This window comes from Pseudomonas sp. GW821-FHT07G06, from assembly GCF_058986625.1.
This window is the reverse complement of sequence record NZ_JBYSVW010000004.1, coordinates 217,492-232,993: the sequence shown is the minus strand read 5'-3', so window position 1 is coordinate 232,993 and position 15,502 is coordinate 217,492. Positions and strand designations below refer to the sequence as shown.

18 protein-coding genes are annotated in these 15,502 nt (G+C 58.5%); 12 read left to right on the top strand and 6 right to left on the bottom strand.

Going from position 1 to position 15,502, the window contains the following annotated elements:
- The first annotated feature begins 41 nt into the window (after positions 1–41).
- Positions 42–647 carry a hypothetical protein gene (locus AC3WJW_RS10120; protein ID WP_493725893.1) on the top strand — a complete coding sequence of 202 codons (606 nt, stop codon included), beginning with the start codon at positions 42–44 and terminating at the stop codon, positions 645–647.
- Positions 648–650: 3 nt separating this feature from the next.
- On the opposite strand, the gene AC3WJW_RS10115 is transcribed toward AC3WJW_RS10120, so the two are convergent.
- Positions 651–1,610: a MerR family transcriptional regulator gene (locus AC3WJW_RS10115; RefSeq protein ID WP_493725892.1), complete on the bottom strand. Its 960-nt coding sequence runs from the start codon at positions 1,608–1,610 to the stop codon at positions 651–653.
- Positions 1,611–1,833: 223 nt separating this feature from the next.
- Here AC3WJW_RS10115 and AC3WJW_RS10110 point away from each other — a divergent pair, with 223 nt between their 5' ends.
- From AC3WJW_RS10110 to AC3WJW_RS10080, 7 genes are all read left to right on the top strand, one after another.
- Positions 1,834–2,403, top strand: a complete 570-nt coding sequence (locus tag AC3WJW_RS10110) for an antibiotic biosynthesis monooxygenase (protein ID WP_116580984.1) — start codon at positions 1,834–1,836, stop codon at positions 2,401–2,403.
- 171 nt (positions 2,404–2,574) lie between these two features.
- Entirely contained in the window at positions 2,575–3,285 is a 711-nt protein-coding gene (gene folM / locus AC3WJW_RS10105) for a dihydromonapterin reductase (protein ID WP_007970306.1), read from the top strand.
- 20 nt (positions 3,286–3,305) lie between these two features.
- Positions 3,306–3,866 carry a GTP cyclohydrolase I FolE gene (gene folE, locus AC3WJW_RS10100; RefSeq protein WP_102701473.1) on the top strand — a complete coding sequence of 187 codons (561 nt, stop codon included), beginning with the start codon at positions 3,306–3,308 and terminating at the stop codon, positions 3,864–3,866.
- A gap of 2 nt (positions 3,867–3,868) precedes the next feature.
- Positions 3,869–4,249, top strand: a complete 381-nt coding sequence (folX, locus tag AC3WJW_RS10095) for a dihydroneopterin triphosphate 2'-epimerase (protein WP_108229116.1) — start codon at positions 3,869–3,871, stop codon at positions 4,247–4,249.
- Between the two features lie 107 nt (positions 4,250–4,356).
- Entirely contained in the window at positions 4,357–4,653 is a 297-nt protein-coding gene (locus AC3WJW_RS10090; RefSeq protein WP_007970303.1) for a DUF1244 domain-containing protein, read from the top strand.
- The gene (locus tag AC3WJW_RS10085) at positions 4,646–4,984 is read left to right on the top strand and encodes a HopJ type III effector protein (RefSeq protein WP_493725891.1); all 339 of its coding nucleotides are present in this window, start codon (positions 4,646–4,648) and stop codon (positions 4,982–4,984) included. Before AC3WJW_RS10090 ends, AC3WJW_RS10085 begins: the two co-directional genes overlap by 8 nt.
- A 165-nt stretch (positions 4,985–5,149) precedes the next feature.
- A complete protein-coding gene (locus tag AC3WJW_RS10080; RefSeq protein ID WP_493725890.1) occupies positions 5,150–6,400 on the top strand; it encodes a 2-aminoadipate transaminase in 1,251 nt (416 codons plus the stop codon).
- A gap of 168 nt (positions 6,401–6,568) precedes the next feature.
- Here AC3WJW_RS10080 and trxB read toward each other — a convergent pair whose 3' ends face one another.
- A complete protein-coding gene (gene trxB, locus AC3WJW_RS10075; RefSeq protein WP_007970300.1) occupies positions 6,569–7,525 on the bottom strand; it encodes a thioredoxin-disulfide reductase in 957 nt (318 codons plus the stop codon).
- Between the two features lie 315 nt (positions 7,526–7,840).
- Between trxB and cysZ the strand changes: the two genes are divergently transcribed.
- Positions 7,841–8,596: a sulfate transporter CysZ gene (cysZ, locus tag AC3WJW_RS10070; protein WP_493725889.1), complete on the top strand. Its 756-nt coding sequence runs from the start codon at positions 7,841–7,843 to the stop codon at positions 8,594–8,596.
- A 244-nt stretch (positions 8,597–8,840) separates the two neighbouring features.
- Here the strand turns inward: cysZ and AC3WJW_RS10065 are convergent, their stop codons facing one another.
- Entirely contained in the window at positions 8,841–9,437 is a 597-nt protein-coding gene (locus AC3WJW_RS10065; RefSeq protein ID WP_493725888.1) for a hypothetical protein, read from the bottom strand.
- Positions 9,438–9,787: 350 nt separating this feature from the next.
- Here AC3WJW_RS10065 and AC3WJW_RS10060 point away from each other — a divergent pair, with 350 nt between their 5' ends.
- Both AC3WJW_RS10060 and AC3WJW_RS10055 read left to right on the top strand, forming a co-directional pair.
- Entirely contained in the window at positions 9,788–11,383 is a 1,596-nt protein-coding gene (locus AC3WJW_RS10060) for a family 20 glycosylhydrolase (protein ID WP_493725887.1), read from the top strand.
- A 106-nt stretch (positions 11,384–11,489) separates the two neighbouring features.
- On the top strand, positions 11,490–12,689 hold the full coding sequence (locus AC3WJW_RS10055; protein WP_493725886.1) for a glycosyltransferase family 4 protein: 1,200 nt from the start codon (positions 11,490–11,492) through the stop codon (positions 12,687–12,689).
- Between the two features lie 119 nt (positions 12,690–12,808).
- Here the strand turns inward: AC3WJW_RS10055 and AC3WJW_RS10050 are convergent, their stop codons facing one another.
- From AC3WJW_RS10050 to AC3WJW_RS10040, 3 genes are all read right to left on the bottom strand, one after another.
- Positions 12,809–13,912, bottom strand: a complete 1,104-nt coding sequence (locus AC3WJW_RS10050) for an NADH:flavin oxidoreductase (protein WP_493725885.1) — start codon at positions 13,910–13,912, stop codon at positions 12,809–12,811.
- 187 nt (positions 13,913–14,099) lie between these two features.
- On the bottom strand, positions 14,100–14,582 hold the full coding sequence (locus tag AC3WJW_RS10045) for a glutathione peroxidase (protein ID WP_008046206.1): 483 nt from the start codon (positions 14,580–14,582) through the stop codon (positions 14,100–14,102).
- A gap of 122 nt (positions 14,583–14,704) precedes the next feature.
- Positions 14,705–15,190, bottom strand: a complete 486-nt coding sequence (locus AC3WJW_RS10040) for an FKBP-type peptidyl-prolyl cis-trans isomerase (RefSeq protein ID WP_007942189.1) — start codon at positions 15,188–15,190, stop codon at positions 14,705–14,707.
- Here AC3WJW_RS10040 and AC3WJW_RS10035 point away from each other — a divergent pair.
- Positions 15,159–15,485 carry a DUF3565 domain-containing protein gene (locus AC3WJW_RS10035; RefSeq protein ID WP_102675406.1) on the top strand — a complete coding sequence of 109 codons (327 nt, stop codon included), beginning with the start codon at positions 15,159–15,161 and terminating at the stop codon, positions 15,483–15,485. The genes AC3WJW_RS10040 and AC3WJW_RS10035 overlap by 32 nt on opposite strands.
- Positions 15,486–15,502: the final 17 nt, after the last annotated feature.

Sequence of the window (15,502 nt, the reverse complement as noted above, 5' to 3'; positions counted from 1 at the left end):
CAATCACCAATAACTTTGTAACTATATCCTTCGAGCTGGCCATGCAACGCGACGCGCTCCTGACCCAGGATGAGCTGGATTTCATCCAGACCATGCAGCACAACCCGCAACTCAATGTGCGGGATGCGACGTCGAGCCTGCTCGTCAACGGTGGATCGCAAATCCGTGACCTGCTTACCCGCCTGGCAGCCCATGAGCAGGTCACCATTCAAGCCAGCTTCGAAAACCAGCAAATAACCTTCCCCCTGCACCTGGTGGAAGACGAGTTCCATGCGCTGCATTTGCGTCTCGGCGTGCCGAGCATCTATGAAGACGGGCCGATGGTCCGGCCTTGGCGTCTGGTACTGGACGAGCCGGTCGCGCTGGAAAACGCCCAGGGTCAACCCGGCACCCTGTGGGTACACGAAGTGTCGTGCAAAGGGGTTTTGCTGGAGGTTCGCAACAAGACCAAGCCACCGAAGCATTTCGCCTTGTGGTTCAGCCCCTCAGGCTATGAGCGGATTGCCTTGCGCGGCACCTTCGAGAAAGAAAACGACCAGGGCTTCTATGCCTATCAACTGAACCAGAGCGATACGGACGAAACCGAGCGTCTGCGCCAGTTCATCCTGCAACAGCATCGTTTGACTCATCCAACGCTGCATCTCTGAACTTCAAGTATCCAGATTCCCCGCCAGGAACTGCTTCAGACGCTGGCTCATGACCTTCCCTTCATTGCCCAGGCAACCGATCGATGATCCGGCCAGGCTGTCCTGCGCCAGGTTGGAAGCATCACCAGCCAACAACAATCGACACTCCAGGCCCATGGCCAGGCGATTCAAGCGCCGCGGCAACTCGGCATTCGGCACCTGATTGGAAAACAGCACCAGTGCCATGGGCTTGATCCTTTCACACATCAGCGCCAGTTCCTCGAATGGCTGGCCTATGTTCAATACGCGAATGGCCGATGGCCCGGAACTCAGGAACAGGGCGGCAACCAACAGCTCCAGCTCCCGGCAATGATCATCCAGGGCACAGATGACCACGCGACGCGGCTGCTTCTCGCGCGCCAACAGCAAGCGCTGCACTACCCGGGAACGCAGAAAACCATCCAGGAACAGCCACTCGCTGGTTACGCCGAACTGGTCCTGGCGCTGCAACAACTGCTTCCAGACGGGGATCAGAATGTCCTGAAACACCACAGGCAGGGCGTAACTGGAAAAGATTTGCCCGTAGAGCTGCTCCAGCCGAAGGTCGTCAAACTCGTTGACCGCCGCAAGAACCTGCTGCTGCCACTGCGCGTAATCGGCTTCCACGAGGCTGTTGGGGATGATGTGCGACAACGCCTGGAGCGGCTCGGTCCTGGCCAGGATCTTGCCAATCCTGCTGACCGCAACACCGCGTTCGATCCAGCCGAGAATGCTGCGAATGCGCTCAATATCGGTCAGCGAGTACAGTCGATGCCCGCTATCGGTGCGTGTTGGAACAATCAGGCCATAACGTCGCTCCCAGGCGCGAAGCGTGACCGGGTTGACACCTGTCAGTCGCGCCACCTCGCGAATGGGAAAGAGCTCTTCCCGTTCGAGAGCGTTCGCCTGCGTGGATCCTGAAGCGACGTCTGTAAGTATGGGCATCCTGTTGAAACATCCCTGTATCGTCCGTCCGATATTCTAACGCCCCCGCCCCGTAAAGTTTCCGTAAAAAATCGATACTGCGAAGGAGCGGGTAAACGTCACAGACGCCACGGGCAGAATCAGGAATAATCCTTGCTTGTTTCAAGTCGCAGCCCACCACCCCGGCGCTGCGCCTGGCGAAGCGCCTATCCGGAGCGACGCAAATGCCTTATGGAGATACACAATGTCTACCCCACCCGTCACGCTGATGGTTGCGCGCCGCGTTGCCAATGGACGTTATCAGGACCTGATCGCCTGGCTGCGCGAAGGCGAGCAATTGGCCACCGACTTTCCCGGCTACCTCGGCTCCGGCGTACTCGCACCGCCGCCCGACGATGACGAATTCCAGATCATTTTCCGCTTCGCCGACGAACAGACTCTGCACGCCTGGGAACATTCCGTCTCTCGCAGCGCCTGGCTCGGACGCGGCAGCGACCTGTTCGCCCACCCGACAGAACACCGGGTCAGCGGTATCGAAGGCTGGTTTGGCGTCGCCGGCCAACGCCCGCCGCGCTGGAAACAGGCCGTGGCGATCTGGCTGGCGTTCTTTCCGGTCTCGCTGCTGTTCAACTTTGTGCTGGGGCCGCTGATCAGTGACATGAGCCTGCTGCCGCGGGTGTTCATCAGCACGCTGTGCCTGACGCCGCTGATGGTTTACTTGTTCATTCCGTTGTCGACCCGTTTGCTGGCCAATTGGCTGAACAGTGCGCCAGCTCGACCGCTGCCCGCAGAACCCACCGTCCAAAATCGCTGATCCCCCTGTGGGAGCGAGCTTGCTCGCGATGAGGGCGTGTCAGTCAACATATGTGTCGTCTGACAGTCCGCAATCGCGAGCAAGCTCGCTCCCACAGTTGTTTCCCCCCGCAATAGGTAGAGCGCTGCCGTCGCTGGTATAGTTTTACTCTCACCGCGACGCGAGCCGTTCATGACTTCTTCCGCAGCCCCTATCCTGATTACCGGCGCCGGCCAGCGTGTCGGCTTGCACTGCGCCCGGCGATTGCTGGAAGACGGCCATCGCGTGATTTTCAGCTACCGCAGCGAGCGGCCCGGCGTACAAGCCCTGCGCGATCTGGGGGCCACCGCCGTGTTCGCGGACTTCGCCAGCGAGGCCGGGATCCTTGCCTTCATCAGTGAACTGAAAACCCACACTGACTGTTTGCGGGCGATTGTCCACAACGCCTCCGAATGGCTGGCCGAAACACCGGACACTGACGCCGCAGCATTCACCCGCATGTTCAGCGTGCACATGCTGGCGCCCTACCTGATCAACCTGCATTGCGCCGATCTGCTGCAACGCTCAAGCCCCGCCGACATCGTGCACATCAGCGATGACGTGACCCGCAAGGGCAGCAGCAAGCACATCGGCTATTGCGCCAGCAAAGCCGGACTCGACAGCCTGACCCTGTCCTTCGCCGCCAGGTACGCGCCGGACATCAAGGTCAACGGGATTGCGCCGGCCCTGCTACTGTTCAACCCTGAAGACGACGCGGCCTACCGCGCCAAGGCACTGGCCAAGTCCGCGCTGGGCATCGAGCCCGGCTGCGAAGTGATCTACCAGAGCCTGCGCTATCTGCTCGACAACCCTTATGTCACCGGCACCACCCTGACCGTCAACGGCGGAAGGCACATCAAATAAGTGTCCCGCGAGGATTCTCCATGACGTTATCCCTGCCCCAGAATTATCGAGAGATCCTCATCGGCCTCGGTGAAAATCCAGACCGCGAAGGCCTGCTCGACACCCCGGTGCGCGCAGCCAAAGCCATGCAGTACCTTTGCCATGGTTACGAACAAAGTGTCGAAGAGATCGTCAATGGCGCGCTGTTCGCCTCCGACAACGATGAAATGGTGATCGTCGACAACATCGAGCTGTATTCGCTTTGCGAACACCACATGCTGCCCTTCATCGGCAAGGCGCATGTGGCTTATATTCCAACCGGCAAGGTGCTGGGGCTGTCGAAGATTGCGCGGCTGGTGGACATGTTCGCCCGACGCCTGCAAATCCAGGAAAACCTCACCCGGCAAATCGCCGACGCCGTACAACAGGTGACCGGTGCGGCAGGCGTCGCAGTGGTCATCGAAGCGCAGCACATGTGCATGATGATGCGCGGCGTCGAGAAACAGAATTCGACCATGAACACCTCCGTGATGCTCGGCGCCTTCCGCGAGTCGAGCAACACCCGCCAGGAGTTCCTGCAATTGATTGGACGGAGCAAGTAGCAATGCCACAACTTCAGCCAGGCATGGCACGCATCCGGGTCAAAGACCTGTGCCTGCGTACCTTCATCGGCATCAATGAGGATGAAATCCTCAACAAGCAGGATGTGCTGATCAACCTCACCATTCTGTACGCGGCCCAGGAAGCGGTACGTGACAACGACATCGATCACGCGCTGAACTACCGCACGATCACCAAGGCGATCATCGCCCACGTGGAAGGCAACCGCTTTGCGCTGCTCGAACGCCTGACCCAGGAAATTCTCGACCTGGTGATGGCCAACGCCTCGGTGCTCTACGCCGAAGTCGAGGTCGACAAGCCCCACGCGCTGCGATTCGCCGAGTCGGTGTCGATAACGCTTGCAGCGAGTCGTGCTACTGCGTAGCAGCGGCAAGCTTCAAGCAGCAAGCCGCAAGCTGTAAACTTCCAGCCACCGCAATCCATCTTGCAGCTTGAAGCTTGCCGCTCAAAGCTGTCTCGCAGAGACCCCCCATGACCGATCAACAACGCCTGGAACTCGAAGCCGCCGCCTTTCGTCGGCTGGTGGCCCACCTGGACAGCCGCAAGGATGTTCAGAACATCGACCTGATGAACCTCTCGGGCTTCTGCCGCAACTGCCTGTCCAAGTGGTACAAGGCGGCGGCCGACGAGCGCCAGATCGACGTCAGCCTCGACGAAGCCCGCGAAGTGGTTTACGGCATGCCGTACGCCGAATGGAAGGCCCAATATCAGCAAGAAGCCAGCGCCGAACAACAGGCGGCGTTCGCCAAAGGAAAACCCAATGAGTGATTTGAACACCCTGCGCGCCAGCCTCAACAGCGGCGAACACGCCTTCGCCGATACCCTGGCGTTCATTGCTGGCGGTTACGACTATCAGCCTCAGGCCTTCAACAATGGCGGCGTGGAAAACGCGGCCGGGCAGAACGAAGGCTCGTGCAAGACCCTGGGTCTGGCGCTGCTCGAAGGTTTGAGCGATGAAGAAGCCCTGTTGGCGTTCGGCGAGCATTACCGCTCGGTGCTGGCAACGCCGGAAGGCAGCGACCACAGCAACATCCGGGCGCTGATCGCCCACGGCCTGGCTGGCGTGAAGTTCACCCAACAGCCGCTGACTCGCCGCTGATACCCAAAAGATCGCAGCCCTGTAGGAGCTGCCGAAGGCTGCGATCTTTTGATCCTTGCACATTCCGACTTTTAAGATTGACCCGGCAACTTTATTTCGTTTGCTCCGTAGCACCGCTCACGGCTTAGATAAAAAGAAGTCCTCCTTCTTCCGAGCCGGTCATTCATGCGCAGCGAATCCATCAGCCAGTCGATCAACATCGTTCACCCTGTCACGCTCAGCCACGGCAAGAATGCCGAGGTCTGGGACACCGATGGCAAACGCTACATCGACTTTGTCGGTGGCATTGGCGTACTGAACCTCGGCCATTGCCATCCGCACATCGTCGAGGCCATTCGCGAACAAGCCACGCGGCTGACCCACTATGCGTTCAACGCGGCACCCCATGTGCCTTACCTCGAACTGATGGATCGCCTGAGTGCATTCATGCCAGTGGGTTACCCGGTCAGCGGCATGCTCACCAACAGCGGCGCGGAAGCGGCGGAAAACGCCTTGAAAATCGTCCGTGGCGCCACCGGTCGCAGCGCGGTCATCGCCTTCGACGGCGCATTCCACGGCCGCACACTGGCCACGCTCAACCTCAATGGCAAAGTGGCGCCCTACAAACAGAAAATCGGCGTGCTGCCGGGGCCGGTGTATCACCTGCCCTTTCCCGGTCCGGACAATGGCGTGACCTGCGCCGAAGCCCTCAAAGCCATGGAGCGCCTGTTCAGCGTCGAGATCGATGTCGAAGACGTCGCTTGCTTTATCGTTGAACCGGTGCAGGGCGAAGCGGGATTCCTGGCCATGGACGTCGAGTTCGCCCAGGCGTTGCGCAAGTTCTGCGACGACAAGGGCATTGTGCTGATCGCCGATGAAATCCAGTCCGGTTTCGGCCGCACCGGCCAGCGCTTCGCGTTCTCACGGCTGGGCATCGAGCCGGATCTGATCCTGCTCGGCAAAAGCATCGCCGGCGGCGTGCCGCTGGGGGCGGTGGTCGGGCGCAAATCGCTGCTGGATAACCTGCCCAAGGGTGGACTCGGTGGCACTTACTCGGGCAATCCCATCGCCTGCGCCGCCGCGCTGGCGACGCTGGATGAAATGACCGATGCCAACCTGCACGCCTGGGGCACACAACAGGAGGAAGCGATTGTCGGCCGCTATGAAACCTGGCGCGCGAACAACCTGACACCGTACATGGGCCGCCTGACCGGCGTCGGTGCGATGCGCGGTATCGAGCTGATCAACGCCGATGGCTCGCCCGCCCCGGCACAATTGACCCAACTGCTGGCTTTGGCGCGGGATGCGGGCCTGCTGCTGATGCCCAGTGGCAAATCGCGGCACATCATTCGCTTGCTGGCGCCGTTGACCATCGAGGCTGCGGTGCTGGAAGAAGGGCTGGATATTCTTGAAGCCTGCCTTGCAAAACTGACGTGAAAACAGCCCCCTGTAGGAGCTGCCGCAGGCTGCGATCTTTTGACGTTGCTTTAAAAGGTCAAGATCAAAAGATCGCAGCCTGCGGCAGCTCCTACAGGGTTGAGTGCATTTTTTTTCACCATAAAAAAACCGGCCGAAGCCGGTTTTTTCATTTCGACGAAAGCAGAATCAAGCGTTCTGCAGATTGTCGAGGTAACGCTCGGCATCCAGTGCCGCCATGCAACCGGCGCCAGCCGAGGTGATGGCCTGACGGTACACGTGGTCGGCCACGTCACCGGCGGCGAAGATGCCTTCGAGGTTGGTGGCGGTGGCGTTGCCGTCACGGCCGCCCTGTACAACCAGATAACCGTCTTTCAACGTCAGCTGACCTTCGAACAGCGAAGTGTTCGGGGTGTGGCCGATGGCGATGAACACGCCGTCGACTTTCACTTCGTCGAAGCTGCCGTCGTTGTTCTTCAGGCGGGCACCGGTCACGCCCATGTTGTCGCCCAGCACTTCGTCCAGGGTCGCGTTCAGCTTCAGCTCGATCTTGCCTTCGGCAACACGGGCATTCAGCTTGTCGATCAGGATCTTCTCGGCGCGGAAGGTTTCGCGACGGTGGATCAGGGTGACTTTGCTGGCGATGTTGGCCAGGTACAGGGCTTCTTCAACAGCGGTGTTGCCGCCGCCGACCACGGCAACCGGCTTGTTGCGATAGAAGAAACCGTCGCAGGTTGCGCAGGCGGAGACGCCTTTGCCCATGAACGCTTCTTCCGATGGCAGGCCCAGGTAACGGGCGCTGGCGCCGGTGGCGATGATCAGGGCGTCGCAAGTGTAAGTCGCGCTGTCACCGGTCAGGGTGTATGGCTTGGCAGCGAAGTCGACGGCATTGATGTGATCGAAAACGATCTCGGTTTCAAAGCGCTCGGCGTGCTCGCGCATCCGCTCCATCAGCGCCGGGCCGGTCAGGCCGTGAACGTCGCCCGGCCAGTTGTCGACTTCGGTGGTGGTGGTCAGTTGACCGCCGGCCTGCATGCCGGTGATCAGCAGTGGCTTGAGGTTGGCACGGGCGGCATAGACCGCGGCGCTGTAACCGGCAGGGCCGGAACCGAGAATAATCACTCGCGAATGACGGACTTCAGACATGACCTGCTCCTGTTGACCGGCCCGGAACACCTGGCGCGGAACGCCGGATTGCCGGCGGGAATAAAAAAGAACGGTTGAAAGCACTTGGGGAAGGCTTGAACCCGACCGTCCTGTAAAAAGATTGGGTGCAGCGTATCGAGGGGGCGAAGATTAAGGAAATACGGTTTAACAATCCAGCTCATAGGTGGTCTCTATGCAATCTGCCCGACGATATCGACGTCTTTGTTACAGTGAATGTCGATACCGCCACCGCGCTTTCGCCTGTGAAGCAAAGCCGGTAAGGTCGGCGCGTTTTCCCTCTGCCCGGAGCACCTTATGCCCGCCCCTGTTCTGTCCGGCCCGCAATACCTGCGTGAAGGCCTCAAGCTGGTGCTGAGCCCCAGCCTGCGTTTGTTTGTGTTGTTGCCGCTGGCGATCAACCTGGTGCTGTTCGTCGGATTGATCTACCTGGCCGGCCATCAATTCAGCCTGTGGGTCGACACGCTGATGCCGTCCCTGCCCGACTGGTTGAGTTTTCTCAGCTACATCCTCTGGCCGTTGTTCGTGGTGCTCGTCGTGCTGATGGTGTTCTTCAGCTTCACCATGCTCGCCAACGTCATTGCCGCGCCATTCAACGGCTTCCTCGCGGAGAAGGTCGAAGTGGTGGTGCGCGGTACCGATGACTTTCCGGCCTTCAGCTGGGGAGAGCTGATTGCGATGATCCCGCGCACCCTGGCCCGGGAAATGCGCAAGCTGGGCTACTTCCTGCCGCGGGCGATCGGGCTGTTCATCCTCTCGTTCATCCCGGTGGTGAACATCATCGCCGCGCCGCTGTGGCTGTTGTTCGGGGTGTGGATGATGGCGATCCAGTACATCGACTACCCGGCGGACAACCACAAGCTGGGCTGGAACGAGATGCTTGGCTGGCTGCGCGAGAAGCGCTGGCAGAGCATGAGTTTTGGCGGGATTGTTTATCTGGTGTTGCTGATTCCGGTAGTCAACATCCTGATGATGCCGGCGGCAGTGGCGGGTGCGACGCTGTTCTGGGTACGTGAGCGCGGCGTCCAGACGCTGACAACAACCGCAAAGTAAAAAACGCCATCCAGCAATCTACTGGCGTGGTCGCGCAATCACCTGCGGACGAAGGTCTGTCATTCGTAGCATTGGTCCTTCCCAGGGAAGTTAGATAAAAGCTGCGGCAAGAGTATTTCTCTTGCCGCAGGCCTCACAACTGACTCACTTTCCATCCACCAGATTCTTCGTCTACAAACGGACGTGGACAACCGAAAATGGCAAGGGTGCAACTCTTCGTGCTATCAGCTATTAGTGGAATATTTTACTGCACGATGAACTCAATTTGACCGCTTGGGTCAGAAGTCTTGCCATTCACAGTTTGTCTCACCTTGACATGTTTGACACCTTGAGTCCAATCCTGGCGAAAACTCCAAGTTGATCCATCAGGATTTATTTGAGCTTTGCCTAAAACACTAAAATCATGGTTCAGCAATTCAACCGCTTCCGCTCCGGCCGTACAGGTACCTACGATGACTATCCTACCTACGGACAAACGACTTCCGTCTATTGGGTAAGTAACATTTAAAGCGCTCAAGGGTGGAGCGACAAAGAAGGTACGTAGCGCAGTTGAGGCTGAAGACACGCCAGCAAGAGTCTGCCGTGCCCTCACACCCTGAATACCTTTGCCCCAGTTGCGACTGAAATACCAAGTGTTTCCGTTCACTATGGCAGATCCGAGCATACTATCGTCAAAATCTAACACTTCAACTGTTGCCCCCCGCAAACACCCCCCCTCAATAAACACCCGGCCCAGATTGTGACTAGTTTCTTCTAAGGGATATTGAATCGTCGGCACGGGAGTGCTGATCTCTGCTGCCTCATTTGAACCCAGCTTAACTTTCGATTGCTCTGTCATCATTAGTACTCCTTTTATCCGGCAAAATTGCCTGTGACGCAGAACCACTTTCACGCCAATTAAAAATAAATACACCTGCAATAACTGATAGTTTCGAGAAGCGATCGTCAACCTCAATAACACGCAAGCGAAGCTGATATTTCTCCAGCACACCACCCAAACCCTTGATCTCTTCAACGAAACAAAATGGATGAACGGCATCACTTTCTGAGTTTTTTTACTAAAACCTGTTACTTCTTACAGTAGCCGTTGCTACGCATAAGGTATCCAATACGCCTAGGGACTCCCCCCAACTTGAGATCCTTAAGCCATCAGGGATGAGTCACGGTTTCAACTAATGGAGTTCCAGCCCAATGACAACGCCAATCCATGATCCCGCCTCAACTTCCATGATACCTGGCGAAAGTGTCAGTACCGAGGATCAGAATGTATCCTTTCCCTGGACCCGCATGAGTCCGGCAGTGCTATATACGCAACCAGAAACGGGAGATGATTTTGTCATCAGTGAAAGCTCGCGCATTCTCATCGACAGCGAGAGCCTGCGCCCCCTGGCAACACGACTGGCGGCCGGGTTCGCCGGTGCCGCCGGGCTTGGCAAACCAATTACCATTGAGCTGCTGCCAGGCGTTCCCCCACTACGGGGTGACGTATTGTTGAAACTGTCCGCACCGAATACGGCGGACGTCCCGATTCCTGTCAATGGGAAAAGCGAAAGTTACCGGATTGATATCTCAATCAATGTCCTGGTCACCGCACAAACCCTGGAGGCCATGGCCCGGGCCCTGACCACCCTGCATAAAGCTGCACGCGTTTCCACCACACTTGCTCCAGGGGTTGTAATTGATGCCCCCCTGTATGCCGAGCGCTCGGTGATGATTGATATGGGCCGCTGGTATTTCAGCCCCAATTGGGTAATCAACCTGATTCAGGAAATGGCCTGGAATCAACTCAATACACTGCATTTGCACCTGACCGATAACGAAGGGGTAAGGGTTACCTTTCCTTCCTGTGGGGACATCTCCAGTTCCGATGCCTGGAGTACAGAAGAGCTCAAGCGCGTCCTCGACACCGCCGCCGCCTACCATATTGAGGTGATTCCTGAACTCGACATGCCTGGACACATGGACTGGATACTACGCGACCGACCTCTACTCCAGCTTCAGCTCATTGATGGCACCGTTGTGTCTAAAGCTCTCGATTTCAGCATTGCCGAGGCGCGTTCCTTTATCAAAACTCTCGTCTCCGACCTTCTCACAATGTTTCCACGCAGCCGGCGTATCCATTTGGGAGCCGATGAATACTTTCTCAAGCCGATCACCCACAACAACACGCCCCAACTAGCCAAATATGCACAGGACATGTCCGGCAATCCAAATGCCACCTCCGAGGACGCTGTCAGGTACTTCATCAACGACGTGGCAAACCTGATACAAGAGGGAGGTAAAATCGCGCGAGTCTGGAACGACGGGGCCGTTCGACCAAACCCGGTCATTGCTGTGGATAAAAAGGTAGAAATCGAGTGCTGGAGTCTCTGGGGCAGCGTGCGCCGAGAAATGACCGCACAAGACCTGGTAGATGCCGGATACAGCGTGATCAACGCCCATGGCGACTTTTATTTCATCGTTAACAAGACCTGGGACAATATCTTCCACGCCATGCACTCGCCTCGCGGTATTTATGATACGTGGCGAGCCAACCATTTCATGGACAAAGCAGGAGGCGCGATAACGGAGATTCCCGCGGACAGTCCATTTTTAGTGGGGGCCGGAATCCAGTTCTGGATCGAAGTGCCTTCCTTCAGTTCCCCGGAAGAAGCCTGGAATCAGCTGATACCTTGGTTGTTGCCACTGGGGCAACGAACTTGGGACTCTCCGAACGGCGCTGCCGACTACGATTCACTGTCACTGATCGCACAAGCCGTAGCCCATCCACCGCCAGAACCGTGGTAACTGAATAGGTTTCGTGCGTGCCTGACTCAGCACTTGTCAGTACGCACCAGCTCATCGGCAGGCTCACAACGTCACAAATCCATCATCCCGACGTCACACTGACGACATGGCCCCAGCCGACACTGGGGTCATGACGACAGCTCTGCATATCACCCTGATCACCGAAACCTTCCCTCCGGAAATCAACGGCGTAGCCAATACCCTGGGTCGCTTGTGCGACGGTTTGCGCGCGCGCGGGCATCAAGTGGAACTGGTGCGACCACGCCAGAGCTGTGACCAGCAGTTGGGCAGCGACGATGAATTGCTGCTGTGCCGCGGCTGGCCGCTCCCGGGCTATCCCGGTCTGCAATGGGGTCAGTCGTCGATGCACAAGCTGCTGCGGCGCTGGACGCGTCACCGCCCGGATGTGCTCTACATTGCCACCGAGGGTCCGTTGGGCCTATCGGCCTTGCGTGCGGCACGGCGTCTGGGGATTTCCGTGGTCAGCGGTTTCCACACCAATTTCCAGCAGTACTCCAACCAGTACGGGCTTGGCTTGCTCACGCGCCTGCTGACTCACTACCTGCGCTGGTTCCACAACCGCTCGACCATGACCCTGGTGCCCAGCGTCAGTCAGCGCATGGAGTTGGAACGACGGCATTTCGAACGACTGGCGCTGCTCTCCCGAGGAGTCGACAGTGAGTTGTTTCATCCGGCCAAACGACTGAGTGCCCTGCGCGAGCAATGGGGACTGACCGAGGAAGACATCGCCGTCATTCACGTCGGACGCCTGGCCCCGGAAAAGAATCTTGGCTTGCTCAAACGCACCTTCAATACCCTCAAGGCGAGTTATCCCCGGCGCACCCTGAAACTGATCGTGGTCGGCGACGGCCCGCAACGTCAGGAACTGCAAAACGAAATGCCCGAGGCGATTTTCTGCGGCACCCAGCGGGGTGAAGCCCTGGCGTGTCACTACGCATCAGGCGATGTGTTTCTGTTTCCGAGCCTGACCGAAACCTTCGGCAATGTGGTGCTTGAAGCACTGGCCTCGGGGCTCGGCGTGGTGGCCTACGATCAGGCGGCGGCGGCCCAGCATATTCGTCATGGCTACAACGGTGTGTTGGCGATGCCGGGGGATGAAGAAGCGTTCTGCGATGCAGCGGCATGGCTGTTGGAGGACAGGGAGGCCTTGCGCAATGTGCGGCTCAATGCACGCCAGCATGCCAGTCGCCAGGGTTGGGCGACGATCATCGAACAGTTCGAGGGACAGTTGCGCGGGGCGTGTGCCGGGGAGATGGTGGTGCCGAATGCGCCGATTGTTCCCTGATTTCCGGTGACCTTGAGTCAGCCATCGCGAGCAGGCTCGCTCCCACATTGGTTCTGTGTCATACACAAATCCCCCTGTGGGAGCGAGCCTGCTCGCGAAGGCGGCAGTAGGGTCGCCGCTTAAACCAGCGTCATCAACGCTTCACGACTGAACGGCAGGATGTCTTCCTCTCGACCATCGCGCACTTTCTGTGCCCAGTCCGGATCCACCAGCAACGCACGACCAACCGCCACCAGGTCGAACTCGTCGTTGTTCAGGCGCTCCAGCAGTTTTTCCAGGCTGGTCGGTTGTGCCACCTTGTCGGTGTTGACCATGAACTGCAGGAACTCGCCATCCAGGCCGACGCTGCCCACGGTGATGGTCGGCTTGCCGGTGAGTTGGCGGGTCCAGCCAGCCAGGTTCAGCTCGGAACCGTCAAACTCCGGTTCCCAGAAACGGCGGGTCGAGCAGTGGAAAATATCCACGCCGGCATCGGCCAACGGCTTGAGGAACTCGCCCAGCGCCTCCGGGGTTTGCACCAGACGCGCGGTGTAGTCCTGCTGCTTCCACTGCGAGAAGCGGAAGATGATCGGGAAACCTTCACCGACCGCGGCACGCACGGCCTGAATCAATTCAATGGCGAAGCGCGAACGGTTGGCCAGGCTGCCGCCGTATTCGTCGGTACGCTGGTTGCTGCCTTCCCAGAAGAACTGGTCGACCAGGTAACCGTGGGCGCCGTGGATTTCTACGCCGTCCATGCCAATGCGCTGGGCGTCCCTGGCAGCCTGGGCGAACGCGGCGATCACGTCCTGGATATCCTGCTGGGTCATGCCGTGCACAACGACCTGGCCGTCCTTGATTTTTTCCGACGGGCCATAGCCCGGTACGCTGGCGTCCGGCTCGGTGCCGATACGACGTACGCTGCCCACATGCCACAACTGCGGAACAATCTTGCCGCCTTCGGCGTGAACGGCGTCGACGACTTTCTTCCAGCCGGCCAGCGCCGCTTCACCATAGAAGTGCGGAACGTTCGGGTAGCCGTTGGAAGCCTTGTGACCGACGGTGGTGCCTTCAGTGATGATCAGGCCGACGCCCGCAGCGGCACGACGACGGTAGTACTCGATCACTTTGGAGTTCGGCACGCCGCCCGGTGAAAAGGAGCGGGTCATCGGCGCCATGACGACGCGGGTCGGCAGTTCGAGGGTGCCGAGGTGGAACGGTTTGAACAGGGCTTTTACGGGCATGGGACGCTCCACGGAAGAATGACTTTATGACGGTGATAATATGGAGGGATCCGCTGCTTGAACAGCATTATTGATTTTGGTGATTAACAATCAAAAGACAGAAGCAAAAGATCGCAGCCTTCGGCAGCTCCTACACAGGATCGTAGGAGCTGCCGAAGGCTGCGATCTTTTGATCTTGATCTATCGCTTAACTCAGCGCTTTTTCAATCGCGTGAACAATGGTCGGATCATCCGGCGCCGTGCGTGGCGAGAACCGCGCCAGTACGCGGCCATCCTTGCCCAGCAGGAACTTCTCGAAGTTCCAGGTGATATCGCCGGGGAATTCCGCCCCCTCGCCCGCCAGCAAACGGTACAACTGATGACGGTCATGCCCGTTGACTTCCAGCTTGCTGGACAACGGGAAGGTCACACCATAGTTGAGGCTGCAGAAATCCTTGATTTCCTGCTCGGTCCCCGGTTCCTGCCCGGCAAACTGGTTGCACGGCAGGCCCAACACGCTGAAGCCTTTGCCCTTGTATTGTTGGTAGAGGTTTTCCAGCGCCGCGTACTGCGGGGTCAGGCCGCATTTGGAGGCGACGTTGACCACCAATACGACTTGGCCTTTGAAAGGCGCCAGAGGAAGCTCCTGTCCATCCAGGGCTGTCAATTTAAGGTCGTGAAAAGCACTCATGGCGTACTCCAGATTCCCGTGTTCTTCTCGAAACAGCCACTTGGCGGTGTCGTCAGGGACAGCCGCAGACTAAAAAGGCGCCCTCGGGGCGCCTCTCCAGTTATCTGAGCTTAGCGCAGAAATCAGTGGTGATGGCCACCTTCGCCATGGACGTGGCCATGAGCGATTTCTTCCTGGCTGGCGTCACGGATGGCAACGATCTTGACCTGGAAATTCAGGCGCTGACCGGCCAACGGGTGGTTGCCGTCAACGGTCACGTCGTCGCCGTCCAGATCACGGATGGTCACGATCTGCATCTGGCCGTCCGGAGCGGAAGCGTGGAACTGCATGCCCACTTCCAGCTCGTCGACGCCTTCGAACATGCTGCGGCTCAGGGTGCTGACCAGTTCGGCCGCGTATTCGCCGTAAGCGTCTTCCGGTTCAACGGCTACGGTCAGCTCGTCGCCGACAGCCTTGCCTTCCAGAGCCTTTTCCAGGCCCGGGATGATGTTGCCTGCGCCTTGCAGGTAAACCAGCGGCGCGCCGCCGGCGGAGCTGTCGATGACCTCACCAGCGTCGTTGGTCAGGGTATAGTCGATGGAGACAGCCTTATTGGCGGCGATCAGCATGGGGCGAGACCTTTTGCATAAGAAGATTGAAAGGCCAAGTTTAGCGAAGCAATCGACCGAAAGCGAACACAACCCGGACAAACGGGATTCGACGGTCACAGGCTTCCATCAGGACGAGGACGGCCACTGGGTGGCCGAGCTTTCCTGCGGCCACACCCAACACCTGCGGCACCAGCCGCCCTGGCAATCCCGGGCCTGGGTCATGGACCCTGTGTTGCGCCAGGAAAAAATAGGCCAGCCCTTTGATTGCGGTTGGTGCGCACAAGGCACGGTTAGCGATAACCTTGGCGACTGAATTTCGGTAATCGACCA